The following is an 18,125-nucleotide window of genomic DNA, read 5'->3' on the forward strand; positions in this document are numbered from 1 at the left end:
CACAAGCATCATAGGGGGCCTGAATTTATGTCCGAAGCCGTTGCTCAGCTCAATGAAAGCCTGCTATCCATGCTGCAGACAGAAACTTTTGTTCTTCTAAGCACTGTGGATGCGGAATCGGGTGGTCCTACATCCACCGCTATTTCCTGGATCTATGCAGTGAGTCCATCCATTGTGCGTCTGGCGGTGGATCATCGCTCCAGGCTTGTGAACAACATGAAGGTGAATCCGCTGGTGACGATTACAGTTTTTGGCGAGGGTACCGTTCATGCCATTAACGGCCGTGCTGTCGTGAGGCAGGACCCGCTGCCCGATGTCCCGTTTAAGATGTGCTGTTTTGATATTGAAATTGAAGCGGTCCGCAATGCGCTGTTCTATGGCGCCCAGTTGGAATCTGCCCCAAAATATGCGAAGGTATACGATGCACGTGCGGCTGACAAGCTGGACGGACAAGTGTTTGCCGCCATGCAAAAAGCCCAGTGATATTCTCACTAGGCTTTTTTTGAAATTTAAGACTTTTACTTTCCGTGCGGTCTGACATCCTTAGGAAGCTGTGGTATAATCCGGCCGATAATATCGGCCATCTCGGCGGCGAATCCGGAAATCGGGCGTCCTTCGCTGATATGACGGCCCATCTCGGCTAGTCTGCTGTTAAGGTCCATATCAGCGGTGACGAGTGCCCTTACACCTCTCGGGTCCTTCCGGATAGCTTCAGCTACGGAATATTTAATGGTTCCGACACGCGAGCGGGTCAGAGATCCATCAACATCTATGCCGACTACAGCCATATTGTTCATTACGACACAGTGGGCGCCGTTTACGCCCGGTACTCTTTTGGCCAGTTGCTCAAAATGATTCTTCAGTGTAATATCGCTCTCACCTGAAGTGTTGTAAGCCTGACCAGGCATCGCTGTAGGATTCAGTGTAGCTGCTCCTGCAGTCGCAAGTGGCCGTACCCCGCGGTTCCCCTGGTTACTTAGAGCTTTTGCCGATTGTTTATCCTGAGGAGAGGGTGATGTTCCTTTATTAGCGATACCGCAGCTTGTCAGCAGCAGCAGTACCAGCAACAGACACATTGATTTTCTCATATGTGCTTACTCCTTTCAGCCAAAGATCAGTTTTTAAATATAAGGATATGCTCTACTCATCAATCATCCTTATATTTCTCGCTGAAACGGATACCGATCCTTTAAGGATGGCGAAGCCGTTTCTACTTGCTATATCTTGCCCCGGCTGAAAAGAGTTATGTATGACCAATCAAACCAGGCGCTGTGGAGGGGATAACATGAAAAAGATATTTGTACTAGACACCAACGTGCTTCTGCACGATCCCAATTCGATCTTTGCTTTCAAGGAGCATGAGGTTGTCATTCCCGCTGTAGTGCTGGAAGAAATTGACTCCAAGAAACGTAACGCCGATGAAATCGGCCGCAACGCCCGCACCGTGTCGCGCTTATTAGACGGACTCCGTGAACTGGGCCACCTGCATAGCGGTGTGGAGCTGGAGCATGGAGGTACGCTGAAGGTAGAGCTTAATCACCGCAGCTTCGTCAAGGTACAGGAAATGTTCGGCGAGGTGTCCAACGACAACCGGATATTGGCTGTGGCCCTCAATTATCTCCATGAGGAGAATGAAAAAGCTGACCCCAGACCTGTGGTACTCGTAAGTAAAGATGTGCTTGTCCGCATCAAGGCGGATGTGCTTGGTATTACTCCGGAGGATTATTTATCGGACCGCACTGGCGACCTGAACGAGCTGTATTCCGGCTGCCAGTCACTGATGGTCCATCCTTCGCTGATTGATGAATATTATAGCCACCGTTCCTTGTCAGTCAAACAACTAGCCCTATCGTATCCGCTCTATCCGCATGAATTTATCATTTTGAAGGATGAGATCGGCACCGGGAAGTCGGCCCTGCTTAGAGTGAACAGCGATGCGACCCGTCTGGAGCCGCTTTATCTCGGGAATGATGCGGTGTGGGGAATCAGTGCCCGCAATGCCCAGCAGCGGATGGCTCTGGAATTGCTGCTGAATGATGACATTCCGCTGGTGACTATCACGGGCAAGGCGGGAACGGGGAAAACGCTGCTGGCCCTGGCTGCGGGACTGTTCAAGGTAGAAGATGAGCATAAATATAAAAAGCTGCTGATCGCCCGCCCGGTGGTGCCGATGGGCAAGGATATCGGGTATTTGCCTGGTGAGAAGGACGAGAAGCTTCGTCCGTGGATGCAGCCGATTTATGATAATTTGGAATTCCTGTTCGATACCAAGAAGTCTGGAGACATTGATAAAATCCTCATGGGTCTGGGCAGCATCCAGGTTGAGGCGCTCACCTATATTCGCGGGCGTTCCATTCCATCGCAATTCATCATCATTGATGAGGCGCAGAATCTTTCCCGTCATGAGGTGAAGACTATCGTCTCCAGAGCCGGTGAAGGCAGCAAAGTCATTCTGATGGGCGATCCGGAGCAGATTGATCATCCGTATCTCGATGCTGCGAGCAACGGGCTTAGCTATATCGTTGAGAAGTTCAAGCAGCAGGGTATCAGCGGACATATTACCCTGGAAAAGGGTGAGCGTTCGCATCTAGCCCAACTGGCTGCTGATCTGCTGTAGCTACAGGCGTTGCCTTATATACCAGTTCAGCCCACTGTAGAGCCGCCTGCTGTATGCTAGAGTAAAGGCTGGTGTGATTGCACAATGTGCAACAGACATCCATGCCGCTCTTTCGCGGCACTTCAGACGATGAAATTTCATAGAAGACCCTCAATTTGGCTTCGCCAAATTCGAGGCTTCCATAACAATGTCCTCTGTTCGGACATCGTTATTTCAGGATAGAATGAGGCAAAATGGCATCCCAAACGCCTTCTGCTGTATTTCATGCAACTGATTTTAAGGAAATCGACCGTTACGGGTAGAATTCGATAAATCTATTGCGCAGAGTACAATAGAACCTGAAATGCGACAGAATATTGCAAATGTGAGTGTACGAAGTGCAATAGATCAAACAGCCGGGAGATCTTTCCCGGCTGTTTGTTTTTTTGCCCCCGAGGAACGGCGAGGGGTAAATGAATGTGCATAAAGAGAGCAGTTAGCGGAGAGAGCGGAATTATTCTGGAGAAGCGGCAGCGTTCGCCTTTGCCCCCGGATTTCCACCACTAAATCAATTACAATAAATCCGGGGACAACAGCGATCGGAAGAATAATCCGCACGCGCAGCGTCCTGGCTCTCCAGCAAGGTTTTTGCTGCCCCGAGGAACGGCGAGGGGGAAATCCTTTTGCGACAAGAGAATGGAAAGAAAGTTTGGAACTGGAGAAGCGGCAGCGTTCGCCTTTATCCTTGGATTTCTACCGCAGAAGCGGTAATTCAAATCAGGAAATCTGAGGATAACAGCGATCGGAAGTCCAAAGCTTTCTTGGAATGGCCCAATGTCGCAATCCAATTATCGTCGTCATTCATACCTATATAATAGAAAGAGAACGTTTTCATGATGGCAGACAACCAGGAATGCATCTGGTAAAATAGGGGGGACGAGTCAAGGCGGGAGGAGAAGGAACGTGCTGAGAAGGAGAAACTACTGGCTGCTGTTTGCTATTTTATTGCTGTCGTTGACAAGCCTGTCCCCCAGCATGGAGCTGGATACCCGTGACGATTCCCATCCGCTGAGAAAGCCGCTGAATCAATCGGAGCGGCCTGCTTCCGGTGATAAGGACAGTATCAAAAAGCTGAGTATCCGGGTGTCTCTAAGCAATGAGGAATTTAAGGAGCTGGAGCGGATCAGCAATAACTACAGTTTGTCCACGGGAGTTCAGGTCGTCCTGAGCAATGTGGACAGCGGAGATGCCGATGAGAAGCTGAAGCAGGATCTGACAATTGGCGATAGTCCGGATATTGTGATGATCGACGGCCGCAGCATCAGTGATCTGGCAACCCGGGGATATTTGCTGCCGGTAGATATTTATCAGAGTCTACCCGGAAGTGCGCCGCTAACTACGTTAATTCCTCAGATGCAATGGAATGGATATGACTGGGGAGTTCCGCTGGATATTGACCCCTATGTATTGGTGTACTCACCTCAGCGGCTCAGCGAGCTGGGCTTGACAGAGGTTCCGAGAAGCATGGAGCAGTGGAATGAGTTATTGAAGCGCATCCTTGAGCAGCAGGGCAAGGAACGTTATCTGCTGGCAATGGATAGCCTTGATCCTTATGGCTACTCAGCAGTGCTGGAGAGTATGGGGGGCAACTTGCTGAACATTAATTCGGCTCTGCTGGAATGGACACAAAATGCAAGCCGCTATTTTTATCTGACAAGCCGCTATAATACAAGCATCTGGGATATGCTTCAGGATGGAAAGGTTGCGGTTGCGGCACTCCCGCTCTCGGAGTGGCAGCAGCACGGGAATTCTACACTAGCTGCTGAAGCGCCGGTGGCCGCCGGAAGTAAAATGGGGTACCAAGCACTGTATAGCCGCTTTTTCGCTCTTCCGGCGCAATCCGCCGATCCTGAGACTGCTGTGAAATGGCTTGCTTATGTAACCTCAAGCACGGCACAGTTGGATTGGCTGGAGAATACAGGACGGTTGCCTGCCCTTGATGAGCTTTACCGCACCGGGCTGCCCGAGCGAACGAAGCTTCCTTTTGACGCCAAGCTGCTGCTTACTGAGGAAACCGCCATAAGCAAGGAGACAGCGGGAGGCTGGTCGGAGCTTACGGCGGCAGTCACCCTGCTGCTTACAGGGAAAGTCAATGCTGCCGGGTATGCCGCAGCTTTAGCCAAGGCTTCAGAATGAGAGCGCAAGCTTCACATGGAGCACACCCGCTGCACTGCTCACATCGGTGGCACGCAGGAAAGAGATGATTTTCTCCGGATAAAAGCCTAAGTCGAAATCTTCCTCAAGCGCCTTACGGGTAGTATCCGGCAGCTTCAGTCCATTAAATACAACTTCATCGACATGGAACATCAGCGCGTTGACCGGATCATTTTGAATCGTATAATGGCCGGTCAGCGTGAGTGACAACCCCCCGCTTTTTCCCGTTGCGGTAATCTCATTATCATTGAAATGGAATGCAAAGTCCTTGAACAATGAATTCTGCGCCACCAGGAACTCATTCAGATCCGCTTCCTTTAACGCCAGATTGTAAGTCATTCCTTTGCGCGTCAGCATCCCGTCATGGCTTTGAACGAATTGCGGCAAATTCTTCATGGCCGACGACAAAGCTTTGAAATACGTTCTAACCTCATGGATGCCGATATTTTCCCAATACTTCGTAAATTCCTCCAGTAGAGCACTCATGCTTTCGGGATCACTGCTGCCCTGAATGCCGCCTTCGATCTCTGCGTTGAGCGCCGTAACCCGGGCCTTTTGTTCTTCCAGAGCCGTTTTGAGCTCCGCCAGCTCCTGTGAACTGCGCTGTGCCGCAGCTAACGTTGTTTTCAGCTTCTTATATTCCTTCTCATATTGAGACAGAATGTCACGGTCACGTCCAATCACAATTTCATAATAATCATATAAAGCCAGCAGTCTGCCAATACTTTTTGCGGAGAGAACAGCCGTCAGCAATCCGTCCCTGTCGCCCATGTAATAAGAACGCACAATGGCACCGGCACGCTCCCGCTCTTCGGCTATTGCTGCTTTTTGCGATTCTGCCTGTTTCTCAAGCACAGACACCCTTGCTTCAAGCGTCTGCTGCTCAGCGCTTATGCGGGTGATCTCACGTTCAATTTCAGCCGAGGATAACGTCTGCTCCATCAGCTTGCGCGTCTCCTCATTATCAGGCATAGCCGGGGGAGCGGCGTTCAGCTCTGTAACGGGATCGGCAGCGAGAAGGGCAGGGGGCGTCAGAGGCAGGATTGTGAAGCATACAAGGAAGATCAGAACGGCAGACAATCGGCATCTATTATAACGGAAAAGCACCACACCACCACCTTAGAAGGAATAGACAGGTATGTACTAATAATATGTTTACCTTTGTTAAAATATCATACCTGCATTCCATGTGGAAGACCTGCATAAACGCAAAACAAAAAAACGGAGGCTCTCCTTAATGTAAGGAAGCATCCGTCTTAAATATAAATGGTTATATATCCCCAAAAGATCAGGGCCATCTCCGTCAGATTCCCGGCAAAAGCCATGAGTCCGATCAAAAGCGTAAAAAAACCAGCACACGAAACATGCGGTCGAAGAGAATATCCCCCTCCCAGTATAGTTCCGGCAATACATTCTATGACATTTATTATACCTTCCGAAGCTAACCCTGTAAACGAATTCATCGAAAAAAAGCTTAAATTACTGGAAAAATATGATTTTTATTATTGACACATGAACTTGGGATGAGAAAACAGAAATTATAGCACGCAGCAAGTATGAGGTTCCGTCAAAATGGAAATACAATTTAGTATCAAATAGATTCTATGAACTCTAATAGAGGCATAGAAATGGAGTAAGCAGCTTTTATCCTATTCACTATCCGGCGGAGCTGCCGGTTATGAAGATGGTTATTTCATGATGTTGTTAGGAGGGTTTGGCTTTATGACAGCCGTTAGACAGGATGCTTGGAGCGCGGAAGATGATTTGATACTAGCAGAAATAACGCTGCGTCATATCCGGGAGGGCAGCACACAGCTTGCAGCTTTTGAAGAGGTGGGTGAAAAAATCGGCAGAACCTCGGCGGCATGCGGATTTCGCTGGAACAGTTGTGTCCGCAAAAGCTATGAAGATGCAATCGGCATCGCCAAAGGCCAGCGCCAGAAGCGGAGTTATCTGAAAAAGCAGCCCGCCAGCAGAGGTGCTCAGGTAGCCGGCTTGATTCTCGGAGACATTGAAGAGGAATACGGGCGCAGCGAAGGACTTGGCGAAAATTCATTGTCTATTGATGCGGTAATCCGCTTCTTAAGACAATGGAAAGGAAGTTTTCAGGAAGCTGGCCGCCAGCTCAAGATGCTCGAAAGGGATTTGCGAGAGAAAGAGGATGAGCTGACTGAGCTTAGGGTGGAGAATGAAAGGTTATCCAAAGAGGTTAACCTTGCCCAGAGTGACTATCGAGTTGTGAACGACGATTACAAGGCTTTAATTCAGATTATGGACCGTGCCCGAAGGCTCGCTTTTCTTAACGAAGAGGATGAAGAAATGAAGACGAGGTTCAAAATGGACGCGAACGGCAATCTGGAACGAATCGAATAAATTCACAGGTTTCATCAACCCCGCATGCAGTGGCTCCTGGCCCGTTTGCGGGTTTTTTTTGCGTCCATACTCAATGCTCAGCTTTGCGAGGCTATTCTGCTTTTGCCGGAATGAAGATATAATTAGGAAAATTGCTGTGGAACGGCAGGTGCAGGCATGAGGATAGATATAATCGGCGCGGGCTCACTGGGTCTGCTGCTGGCGGGGAAATTGATTAATGCCGGAACGGAAGTCAGGCTGTGGTGCCGGAGTGAAGAACAGTGCAGAAGGCTGGCCGAAGAAGGTTTAACTGTTAGCTGCGAAGACGGGAGAAAAGCCATTCGGCTTAAGGGTACACGCTTTCAGGCAGCGCCCATAAGCAGGTTCGCTGAAACCGTACTTCAGGAGCCCGGCGACTGGTTGGCAATTACGCTGAAACAGAACATATTTCATCAAGCTTTGCCGGAGATACTGGCTCCCCTGCGGAACAGCAGACTTCACGCGGTTTGCTTTCAAAATGGCAACGGCCATTTGGAGCTGCTTCAGGAGCTGCTTCCTGAGGCTTCAATCTGGGCGGCAGTAACCACCGAGGCTGCGAAAAGGAAAACATTAACAGAGGTTATTCATGCAGGCAAAGGGGAAATATGTATAGGGAAACGGTCGGCCCCCAGACAGGAATCGCATAAAAATGCTCAAAATGAGGAGAATACCGCTGCAATTAGTTTGATTGAGGCCCTTACAGCAGCAGGATTCTACGCGTTGATGTCGAAAGAAGTGGATACCATGATTTACCGGAAGCTGCTCATCAATGCCGTAATCAATCCGCTAACGGCGATTTGGCGTATTCCGAACGGTGAACTGCCGGCTTCTGAAGAGCGTATGCAGTTAATGAAAGAGCTGTATACAGAAGCTATTCGCGTATATGATGCCTGCGGCATTGCTTATGCTGCTGATGCATGGGAGGGCATTCTTGAAGTTTGCCGGGCAACCTCGGGCAATATTTCGTCAATGCTTGCCGATGTGCTTGCTGCAAGAGCAACAGAAATCCGCTGGATTAACGGCAGCATTGTAGCGATGGCAGAAAGCGCTGGAATCACGGTCCCTTTACACCGCTGGATTTGCCGGTTGGTAGAAGGCATGAATGTGAAGGAGAGGTGAGGCTGTTTGGAATTTCTGTGGAATTCGTTCACGCTGCTAAGCGTTATTCCGGTTATTCCTTTTTTGATTGTATATTTCATAGGGATAGGCCTCAAACAAGAGAAGAAGAAAACTTTTTTATTGGCTATGGATGTAACAACCTTGTTTTTATTTCTATCTGTATCCGCCTTATTTAATAACATTTTCAAATCGGGTTTTGGGTTCTATCTTATACTGCTTATTGTATTAATATGCGCTGGACTGATTGGAGGCGCCCAAAATCGCTTGAAAGGAAAAGTGGATGGGAAGCGGTTGCTTCGGGCAGTCTGGAGACTTTCCTTCTTATTCATGGGCATTGGATACGTTCTATTCATGATCGTTGGCCTTATTAAGTACATATCACAAGCGATGTAATGTTCCATTGCTCCGGTAAAGCGTCAATGTCACAAAATTTTAAAGTTTTAAAAAAAAAGTGTTTTCAGAAAATATTGCTGTAGATTTTTTTGACCACTGGTTGTATAATCATAAACCATATACCACATTCTATTTAGGGGGAACTGCTAGATGAAGAAGAGTAAAAGTCTATTGCTCATGATTGCATTGGTTCTCGTTATCGGCACAGTGCTTGCTGGCTGCGGCGGAAACAACAATGCAAACAAAGGCAACGATGCCGCGGCAACTAATGCGGGCAATGCAAGCACGAACACTGGCAATGCAAGTGGCGACGAGAAATTGGCTGCTGACCAAACGCTTAAAGTTAACCTGAGCGCAGAGCCACCTACATTCGACCCTGCACAAGCTCAAGACAATCAGGCACACACTGTCCTGCAAACTATGTATGAAGGCTTGACTCGTGTGAATGCTGAAACAGGCCAGGCTGAGCCAGGGATTGCCGAAAAATGGGATATTTCCGCTGACGGTCTGGTATATACGTTCCATCTGCGTGATGCCCAGTGGAGCAACGGCGATCCTGTAGAAGCTGCAGACTTTGTTCGTGCATGGAAACGCGTGCTGGACCCTGCGACAACTCCTGCGCCACCTTATGCTTATCAATTGTACTACCTAAAAAATGGTGAAGAGTTTAACACTAAGAAAGTTACAGATTTCAGTCAAGTAGGCGTGAAAGCTGTTGATGCGAAAACGGTGGAAGTTACGCTGAAATCGCCAACGCCTTACTTCTTGGGATTGTTGTCCTTCTATACCTACTACCCTGTTCACAAATCCATTGAGGGTAATGATAAATGGGCAACAAGCAAAGACACTATGATTACAGACGGACCATACACATTGACTGAATGGACTACAGGTCAAGCTATCCAAGTAACTAAGAATGACAAATACTGGGATGCAGCTTCCATTAAATTGAGCAAGATTGACTTCACTCTTGTTAACAGCGGCGCTACTGAATTGCTGAGCTACAAGAACGGTGAATTGGATCGTGCCGGTAACCCGAACGGTGAAATTCCATCCGAACAGCTTCCTATCGTCAAAAAAGACTTCCCTAACGAGTTCGTTTCCAAAGGGATTGCTTCTACGTATTACTATGAGTTCAACACTACTGAGAAACCTTTCAGTAATGTCAAAATTCGTAAAGCACTGGCTATGTCAATCAACCGTCAAGCTTTGATTGATAACGTTACTTTGGGCGGACAGCTTCCTGCCTTTGGCTACGTGCCGCCAGGTATTGCTGGCGCCGACGGTGAATACCGCAGCGCTGTTAAAGACAGCTACTTCACTGAGGATGTTGAACAGGCTAAAACATTGCTTAAGGAAGGCCTGCAGGAAGAAGGTTTGACTGCACTTCCTCCAGTAGAACTGACTTACAACACAAGTGAGAACCACAAGAAAATTGCTCTTGCGATTGCTGACATGTGGAAAAATAACCTTGGTATTACTGTAAACACAGTGAACCAAGAGTGGGCTGTATTTATTGAAAACCGTCAACACCAGAATTTCCAGGTTGCTCGTGCCGGCTGGGTAGCCGACTACAATGATCCAATGACTTTCCTGGATATGTGGGTAACGGGCGGCGGTAACAATGATGCTGGTTATGCTAATCCTGAATATGACAAGTTGATTGCTGATGCGAAAGCAAGCTCTGATCTGGCTAAACGCCAAGAAGATTTTGCTGCTGCTGAGAAAATGCTGGTACAGGACGACATGGTTATCATGCCGATCTACTACTACACCAACAACTCCCTGACTAAAGAGTACCTCAAAGGTGTAACTCTTGACTTCAGTGGTGCAGTTGACTATACTCGCGCTTACCTGCTTGAGCACTAAGATACAGTCTCTAGCAGCTAAATTGAATAGTTAGCCGTCTGAAGTTAGCCTTACGCTTCGGGATATATATGTGGAGTTCCATATATATCCCTTTTTTTTGCATTTTCGGCTTTTTGTCTAGGCCGCTCTGGTTTACAAAAATAGAAAATGGACAAAAGTCTGATTTTTTCATAAAATCAAATTATGTGTCTAAAAAAATGTCGAAGGAGGTGTTGATGGGGATGGTTCGTTATATTGCAAATAAGTTTTTCTACATGCTCGTATCGCTGTTTGTACTAATATCAGCGACTTTTTTTCTGATGAAAGCTATTCCGGGGGACCCGTTTACTTCTGAAAAGAAGGTTCCGGCGGAAATTAAAGCGCGTTTATATGAGCAATATGGTTTGGACAAGCCGCTCTATCATCAGTATTTCAAGTATTTGGGTGAAGTTGCCCAGGGTGATTTGGGTGTGTCGATGAAACGTCTGAATCAGGATGTAACGCATTTGATTGGACAGACTTTTTCAGCGTCCTTGAAGCTGGGAGTTGTCGCAATTATCGTGTCGGTTATTGTTGGGGTCATTCTCGGCATGCTGGCGGCACTATACCACCGCAAATTTATTGATAGCGCTGCAATGGTGCTGGCGGTGCTGGGGATTGCGGTTCCGAGCTTTGTTGTCGCGTCTTTGCTCCAATATGTATTTGCCTACAAATTCAGCATTTTTCCGGTCTCAGGCTTCAAAGGACCCATGTATTATTTCCTTCCGGTAGCGGCGCTTTCGGCCCAGCCGATAGCCTTCATAGCCCGTTTGACCCGTTCCAGCATGCTGGAGGTTTTGCATGCTGATTACATTAAGACCGCTAAGGCTAAAGGCCTAAGCTGGATCGCTATTCTGAGCCGTCACGTTCTGCGCAACGGAATTTTGCCGATTGTGACTTACATGGGACCAATGACCGCTAACATTGTAACCGGTTCTGTAGTTATTGAGCAGATTTTTGGTATCGGCGGTATCGGCAAGCAGTTTGTGGAGGCCATTGGTGTCCGTGATTATACCGTAATTATGGGGATTACTATTTTTTACGGTGTTCTGCTCATGTTGGCCCGCTTTATTACAGACATAGCTTATGTGCTTGTAGATCCGCGGATCAAACTAACTGGAGGAAAGGAGGGCTAAAAATTGGCATCTGACAAAAACATGGGTTCGCTGGATGCGGATTTGAAACCGGAAGATTTTCAGAAAATCGGTATAGATGAGAAGCAGGCAGAGGTTATTCAACGTGAAAGTCTTTCAGCCTGGAAGGATTCCTGGCAGCGGCTCCGTCAGAATAAAATGGCCATGACGGCATTGATTATTCTTGGCTTGATCGTTCTGGCTTCGCTGATTGGTCCGTTGTTTTCGAAATTCAATTACTACTCTAACGATTTGCTCAGCACCAATAAGCCTCCTTCATCTGACCATTGGTTTGGTACCGATGATCTGGGCCGTGATATCTTTGTCCGTACATGGTATGGAGCACGTATCTCACTGATCGTTGGTTTGGCGGCAGCAGCAATCGACTTGTTCATTGGTGTTATCTATGGCGGTATTATGGGCTTCTTTGGCGGCCGTGTAGATAATATCATGAATAAGATTTCCGAAGTTTTGTATTCCATTCCTTACCTGCTGGTTGTTATCTTGTTGCTGGTAGTTTTGGAACCAAGTTTAGGGACGATCATTTTGGCGCTTACCATTACAGGCTGGATTACGATGTCATGGATTGTGCGCGGTGAGATCATGCAGCTCAAGAACCGCGAGTTCGTTCTGGCTTCGCGTTCAATGGGTGCTGGTTCAGGCAGACTGCTGTTCCGTCATCTGCTGCCAAATGCGGTGGGTCCGATTATCGTAACGATTACCCTTTCTGTACCGAATGCCATTTTTGCTGAAGCGTTCTTAAGTTTCCTGGGTCTTGGTGTACAGGCTCCTGTCGCTTCCCTGGGCTCGATGATTAATGATTCACTGACGGGCTGGCTTTATTATCCGTGGCGCTTCCTGTTCCCGGCTATCTTGATAAGCTTGACCATGCTTTCCTTTAACATTTTTGGTGACGGTCTTCGCGATGCACTGGATCCTAAACTGAAAAAATAGCATAGGAGGTGAATATTGATGGAACCCATTCTGGAGGTTAAGGATCTGCATGTTTCTTTTTTTGTAAAAGGCGGAGAAGTACAGGCTGTTCGCGGTATGAATTTTGAAGTAGGCAAAGGTGAGACAGTCGCCATTGTCGGTGAATCCGGCAGCGGAAAAAGTGTTACCGCACAATCCATTATGCGGCTCATTCCTACGCCTCCTTCCAAAGTGAAACAGGGCGAGATTATTTTTCAAGGACAGAATCTGCTGAACAAAAGCATGAAGCAAATGGAAAGTATTCGCGGCAAAGATATTGGCATGATATTTCAAGACCCGATGACTTCTTTGAACCCAACGATCAAGGTGGGCAAACAGATAACCGAAGTTTTGATCAAACATCAGAATATGTCAGCGGCTGAAGCGAAAAAGCAAGGTATCGAGATGTTGGAGTTGGTCGGTATCAATAATGCTGAAGCTCGCTTTAACCAATATCCCCACGAATTCTCCGGCGGGATGCGTCAACGTGTAATGATTGCTATTGCACTTGCCTGCCGCCCGGCTCTGCTCATTGCAGATGAGCCGACAACAGCGCTTGACGTAACGATTCAGGCGCAAATCATGGAAGTCATGAAAGAGATGCAGCACAAGCTGGGGACCTCCATCATTCTGATCACACATGATCTCGGAGTCGTTGCCGGGATGTGTGACCGGGTCATTGTCATGTATGCTGGTGAAGTGGTGGAAACAGGTACAAGCTGGGAAATCTTTAGAAATCCGCGGCATCCGTACACTAAGGGTTTGCTGCGGTCGATGCCGCGTCTGGACCAAAAAAAGGGTGAGCCTTTGATTCCAATCATCGGAACTCCCCCGGATCTGATCAAACCGCCGGTCGGCTGTCCGTTCACAGCGCGTTGCAGCGAAGCGATGCATGTCTGCGAACAAATCGACCCCGGTGCAACAGAATTCAGCGAGACGCATATGGCGCGCTGCTGGAATCTGCATTCGATGGCCAAGGAGGTGCAGTACGTTTGAGTAAGAACCTGATTGAAGTAGAAGGTCTTAAGAAGTATTTTAATGTTGGCAAGGGAAAGGTTCTTAAGGCTGTTGATAATATTAATTTCACGATTCGCGAAGGCGAAACCTTGGGGATGGTAGGGGAATCCGGTTGCGGTAAAACTACTGCCGGCCGGACAGTCCTTCGTCTTTACGAACCGACTGCCGGAAGTGTGAAATACAATGGTACGGACATCTACAAATTGTCTTCGGGCAAAATGAAGGCTATGCGCCGTGATATGCAAATGATATTCCAGGACCCTTATGCATCGCTTAATCCGCGGTTCACGGTTTCTGATATTATCGGTGAAGCGCTGGACATTCATGGAATGGCCGGAAGCCGTGCAGAACGTAAAAAACGGATTGAAGAGCTGCTGGATATGGTTGGACTTAACCATGACCATGCAACCCGTTATCCGCATGAATTCTCCGGTGGACAACGCCAGCGTATCGGGATCGCCCGTTCGCTTGCAGTCAATCCCAAGTTCATTGTTTGTGACGAACCGATTTCCGCACTGGACGTATCTATCCAGGCGCAGGTGGTCAACCTGCTCAAGGAGCTGCAGGACCGGCTCGGTCTTACTTATCTTTTTATCGCGCATGACTTGTCTATGGTTAAGCATATCAGTGACCGCGTAGCGGTTATGTACCTGGGCAAAATGGTTGAGCTGGCCGAGAGTGAAGAGCTGTATGCCAACCCAATTCATCCGTATACGAAGTCGCTGTTGTCGGCGATTCCGGTTCCAGACCCCGAGGTTGAAGTCAACAAGAAGCGTATTCATCTGCATGATGAATTGGGTTCTCCAATCTATGCTGCAGGCGAAAAAACCAATGACAGCGATTTTGAATTGGTTGAAGTGTCTAAAGGACATTTTGTTGCGAAACAGTATGCTTAATCAGAGTTAAAAAACTTAAATTAGAAAGCCTTTTGAGATCATTCTGATAATTTCAGAACGATACCTCAAAAAGGCTTTTTTTGTTACAAAATGTCGGAAAAAGTATTAAAAGATTTTATATGGTATAAATGTGTTGAATTATGACAAAGTTCATATAATGGTATTTATTTTTCGGTGTACATTTCACTATAGATAGAATTTGTAAATAATTCATAGAGGTGACTAATTATGAAAGCATCCAATTATAACTTTTTTTATGATTTTCCTGAAGAAGGAAAAACGCTTGCTTATAATTCGAGAACCGCGGCTTTGGCTTTGATGGAAAAAGATAAATATGATAGTTATCAAAAATTTCAAAATGAAAATGATATTACATATCTTGATGCTGAATTGATAAAACAGCTTAAACTTGGAGGTTTCATCTTAGATAGAGATTTAAGTGAAATTGATATTATGAAATCCAGACTTTTGCGCAACCGATACTCCACCAGACAATTAGGTCTTACAATAGCTACCACTCTTAACTGCAACCTAGGCTGCATCTATTGTTACGAAAAGGATTTTAGAAATAACAAGAAGATGAGTCAGGAAGTGTTGGATAAAATAGTTGAGCTTGTAATGAATCAAGCGAAAGGGCTGGATTCACTAAGCGTTTGTTGGTACGGTGGAGAACCATTGCTTGACATGAACGTAATTCGCTTTCTTTCTAATAAATTTATGCAAATCTGTGAAGAAAATAAAATAGAATATTCGGCGAGCATAATTACTAATGGTTATCGTCTTGACCGTTCACTTGCAGAAGAATTGAGAGGTTTTAAAGTGTTCATGGCACAAGTAACCATAGATGGGCCGAAAGAGATTCATGATATTCGAAGACCTTTGGTGGGAGGACAACCAACGTTTGATAAAATTCTAGATAACATTAAAGAAACTTCAGATGTATTAAATATTTCATTACGTATAAATACAGATACTACCAACAAAGATGAACTGGATGATTTATTACAGCTTATAAAAAATAGTGACTTAAAAGAAAAAATTCATATTTATCTTGGACATGTGAAAAATTCTAATGATTGCTACAGTAAGAATAGTTGTATGACTACGAAAAGCTTTACTGAGCTTTCCTATGAATTTGATGAGAAAGTGCATAATAATGGGTTTCATTCTGGATTCTATAGCTTTCCGAATCTTACCGGACCGTACTGTACCGCAGATTCAATGAATTCTATGGTTTTAGATCCTGAAGGGTACATCTACAATTGTTGGACTGAAGTGGGTAATGTGAAAGACAGCTATGGAAGTATCGTAGATGAATCATTTGAGGGGAATATTAATCTTAGACTAGAGTACTTACTCTTTGAACCATTCAATAATGATAAATGTTCAAGTTGTAAGATACTTCCTGTATGTATGGGAGGGTGCCCAAATAGTAGAGTTAGTGGTGAGGATGATCGATGTTCAGAATATAAATACAACCTTCAAAAAAAACTTGAAGATTATGCGACCTTTCTAATTAAACAATCTTCTATGAAAGAAGAACATAGTATTATTTAAGTGTTTATGAATTTGACTGCTCAATGGGTACTCAAATCTCATATATAAAATTAAATAAAGGAGGTGAGAAGATGAACTTTCTTGTATTACCTAGCGGAAATATGGGAACAACTGACTGTAATTTTAATTGTAATGGTTCTGGAGGATTTACTTGTACAAATTATTGCCCTTCACAAAGTGCATGTGTAGCTAAGTGCGCTTCGTACTACCCTGGTTGTAAAGCGTACATGTAGGCCACCTCTTGGGCATTTGAATCTCGAATGCCCAATTGTTCTTTTTAAAAAGGAGATAAAGATGGATACGACTACATTAATTTTAAAATATTTGAATAAAAATAGATTTAAAATATTGGTTTTATTTCTTTCTACCCTCGTCTCTTCAAGTTTATCAAGCTTATTATTACCTTATTTCAATGGACTTTATTTTGATAATCTTACAGGATCTATTAAATTAGAAAATGTAGCTAAAATTTTAATAATATTATTAGCGGTGAATTTTATTTCTCTGCTTGTTTCTTATATGGTTAGTATATTTCATAATACAATGAATACCAGATTGGCCTTTGACATTAACTTCGATTTGATTGACCATATTCAGAAGGTTCCAATTGAGTATTCTAGACAGTTTAATTCTTCTTTTTTAACAGAGCAGCTTAACAGTGACAGTAATGTTGTGAGTAGTTATTTTTTGAATTTGATTACTCAGGGAATAACGAGCTTAATTGTGTTGCTTACGACACTGTATTTGTTATGGAAAATTAATATTGCTGTATTTTTGATATTTTTACTCACAATTCCTATATATATATGCTTGTATTTAATATTTAAAAAGCCGATCTATAAAAGTTCTCTGGAATTGAAGAATGGTCAGTCTCAATTATTTGCAGATATGTATCGCCAGTTGAACGATATTTCATCTATAAAAATTAACTCCTTGTTTCAGCCTTTAAGAAAAGATATTATTTTTAGTTTTAATAAATTCATGAATTCTTTGGTTAAAAATGTAAAAATATTAAGTTTTGCAGGCACCACTAATAGCTTTTTTATTAATGTTTGTAACCTGATTATTTTGTTTGTAGGTGCGGTTGGGGTTGCAAAGGGGAATATTACTATAGGCAAATTAATAATTATCTCTTCTTATTTAGGAACTGCTATTGGTTCTCTTCAGTTTTTTATAGATACATCAAAGAATTATCAATCTGTAAAAGCTTCATTGGACCGGTTGCTCAATCACATTAACACCCCAAAGGAAGAAAATGGGGAAATTGTATTGGAATCTATTGAATCTATTTCATTAAGAAATATCACGTTGGCTTTTAATGGACAAAGCATCTTTAAAAATTTCAATGTTGATTTTAATAAAGGTAAAGTATATGCGATAACAGGTAAAAATGGCCGTGGAAAAACAAGTTTGATCAATTTATTGAGCGGATTATACCACCAATATGAAGGTCAGATATCATATAATAATATTCCTTTAAGAGAACTGGATATGTACGAGATTAGAAGGAGAATTTTTGGTGTAGCAGAACAAAATTCTTTAGTAATTCAGCAGGGGTTTATTGGAAATTTGTTATATGGAGTTAGTGAATGGAACGAGGACAATCTTAAGGAGTTAATGAAAGGTTTTAATTTCAATGATAGAATTGACTTGGATAATCCTAACCAGACTTTCATGAATTTATCAGGTGGTGAAGCTCAAAAGTCATCAATTATTAGAGCCTTGTTGAAAGAACCTGAAGTTTTAATTCTAGATGAGCCTACTTCAATGATGGATCGGATTGGTTTTGAATTTTTTGTCTCAATATTACATTCTATAAAAGAGCATAAAATAATTCTATTAATAACACATGATGATGACATAAAAATGATCTGCGATAAGATTTTGAATCTAGATGTGGCTGAATTTGTTGAGATGAATGAAACGGAGGTAATATCAATCTGAAATATT

The 18,125-nt window shown here is 44.7% G+C and carries 15 protein-coding genes; 13 read left to right on the forward strand and 2 right to left on the reverse strand.

Annotated elements, in window-relative coordinates; translation table 11 throughout:
- Positions 1-27 precede the first annotated feature (27 nt).
- Positions 28-483, forward strand: coding sequence for a pyridoxamine 5'-phosphate oxidase family protein (locus B212_RS0104770; protein WP_019909286.1), 456 nt, complete (start codon positions 28-30; stop codon positions 481-483).
- Between the two features lie 35 nt (positions 484-518).
- Here the strand turns inward: B212_RS0104770 and B212_RS0104775 are convergent, their stop codons facing one another.
- A complete protein-coding gene (locus tag B212_RS0104775; protein ID WP_019909287.1) occupies positions 519-1,088 on the reverse strand; it encodes a YhcN/YlaJ family sporulation lipoprotein in 570 nt (189 codons plus the stop codon).
- A gap of 197 nt (positions 1,089-1,285) precedes the next feature.
- On the opposite strand from B212_RS0104775, the gene B212_RS0104780 reads away from it, so the two are divergent.
- The gene (locus tag B212_RS0104780; RefSeq protein WP_019909288.1) at positions 1,286-2,617 is read left to right on the forward strand and encodes a PhoH family protein; all 1,332 of its coding nucleotides are present in this window, start codon (positions 1,286-1,288) and stop codon (positions 2,615-2,617) included.
- A gap of 942 nt (positions 2,618-3,559) precedes the next feature.
- The gene (locus B212_RS0104790) at positions 3,560-4,792 is read left to right on the forward strand and encodes a sugar ABC transporter substrate-binding protein (RefSeq protein ID WP_019909291.1); all 1,233 of its coding nucleotides are present in this window, start codon (positions 3,560-3,562) and stop codon (positions 4,790-4,792) included.
- On the opposite strand, the gene B212_RS0104795 is transcribed toward B212_RS0104790, so the two are convergent.
- Positions 4,784-5,917: a coiled-coil domain-containing protein gene (locus tag B212_RS0104795; RefSeq protein ID WP_156830068.1), complete on the reverse strand. Its 1,134-nt coding sequence runs from the start codon at positions 5,915-5,917 to the stop codon at positions 4,784-4,786. The two genes, B212_RS0104790 and B212_RS0104795, sit on opposite strands and share 9 nt — an antisense overlap.
- 615 nt (positions 5,918-6,532) lie before the next feature.
- Here B212_RS0104795 and B212_RS0104800 point away from each other — a divergent pair.
- From B212_RS0104800 to B212_RS0104850, 10 genes are all read left to right on the forward strand, one after another.
- Positions 6,533-7,183, forward strand: a complete 651-nt coding sequence (locus B212_RS0104800) for an RsfA family transcriptional regulator (RefSeq protein ID WP_019909294.1) — start codon at positions 6,533-6,535, stop codon at positions 7,181-7,183.
- 156 nt (positions 7,184-7,339) lie between these two features.
- Positions 7,340-8,320 carry a ketopantoate reductase family protein gene (locus B212_RS0104805; protein WP_019909295.1) on the forward strand — a complete coding sequence of 327 codons (981 nt, stop codon included), beginning with the start codon at positions 7,340-7,342 and terminating at the stop codon, positions 8,318-8,320.
- A 6-nt stretch (positions 8,321-8,326) separates the two neighbouring features.
- Positions 8,327-8,713, forward strand: a complete 387-nt coding sequence (locus B212_RS0104810; protein WP_019909296.1) for a DUF3397 domain-containing protein — start codon at positions 8,327-8,329, stop codon at positions 8,711-8,713.
- Positions 8,714-8,863: 150 nt separating this feature from the next.
- A complete protein-coding gene (locus B212_RS0104815) occupies positions 8,864-10,582 on the forward strand; it encodes a peptide ABC transporter substrate-binding protein (RefSeq protein ID WP_019909297.1) in 1,719 nt (572 codons plus the stop codon).
- A 221-nt stretch (positions 10,583-10,803) separates the two neighbouring features.
- Positions 10,804-11,736, forward strand: a complete 933-nt coding sequence (locus tag B212_RS0104820) for an ABC transporter permease (protein WP_028530610.1) — start codon at positions 10,804-10,806, stop codon at positions 11,734-11,736.
- Between the two features lie 21 nt (positions 11,737-11,757).
- The gene (locus B212_RS0104825) at positions 11,758-12,687 is read left to right on the forward strand and encodes an ABC transporter permease (RefSeq protein ID WP_036668901.1); all 930 of its coding nucleotides are present in this window, start codon (positions 11,758-11,760) and stop codon (positions 12,685-12,687) included.
- A gap of 18 nt (positions 12,688-12,705) precedes the next feature.
- On the forward strand, positions 12,706-13,701 hold the full coding sequence (locus B212_RS0104830) for an ABC transporter ATP-binding protein (RefSeq protein ID WP_019909300.1): 996 nt from the start codon (positions 12,706-12,708) through the stop codon (positions 13,699-13,701).
- A complete protein-coding gene (locus B212_RS0104835) occupies positions 13,698-14,618 on the forward strand; it encodes an ABC transporter ATP-binding protein (protein WP_019909301.1) in 921 nt (306 codons plus the stop codon). The genes B212_RS0104830 and B212_RS0104835 overlap by 4 nt, the downstream gene beginning before the upstream one ends.
- Positions 14,619-14,846: 228 nt before the next feature.
- Positions 14,847-16,175, forward strand: coding sequence for a radical SAM/SPASM domain-containing protein (locus B212_RS0104840; RefSeq protein ID WP_019909302.1), 1,329 nt, complete (start codon positions 14,847-14,849; stop codon positions 16,173-16,175).
- A 294-nt stretch (positions 16,176-16,469) separates the two neighbouring features.
- Positions 16,470-18,119, forward strand: a complete 1,650-nt coding sequence (locus B212_RS0104850; RefSeq protein ID WP_019909304.1) for an ATP-binding cassette domain-containing protein — start codon at positions 16,470-16,472, stop codon at positions 18,117-18,119.
- The last annotated feature ends 6 nt before the right edge of the window (positions 18,120-18,125 follow it).

Source organism: Paenibacillus sp. HW567, assembly GCF_000374185.1.
Taxonomy (GTDB): domain Bacteria; phylum Bacillota; class Bacilli; order Paenibacillales; family Paenibacillaceae; genus Paenibacillus_AQ.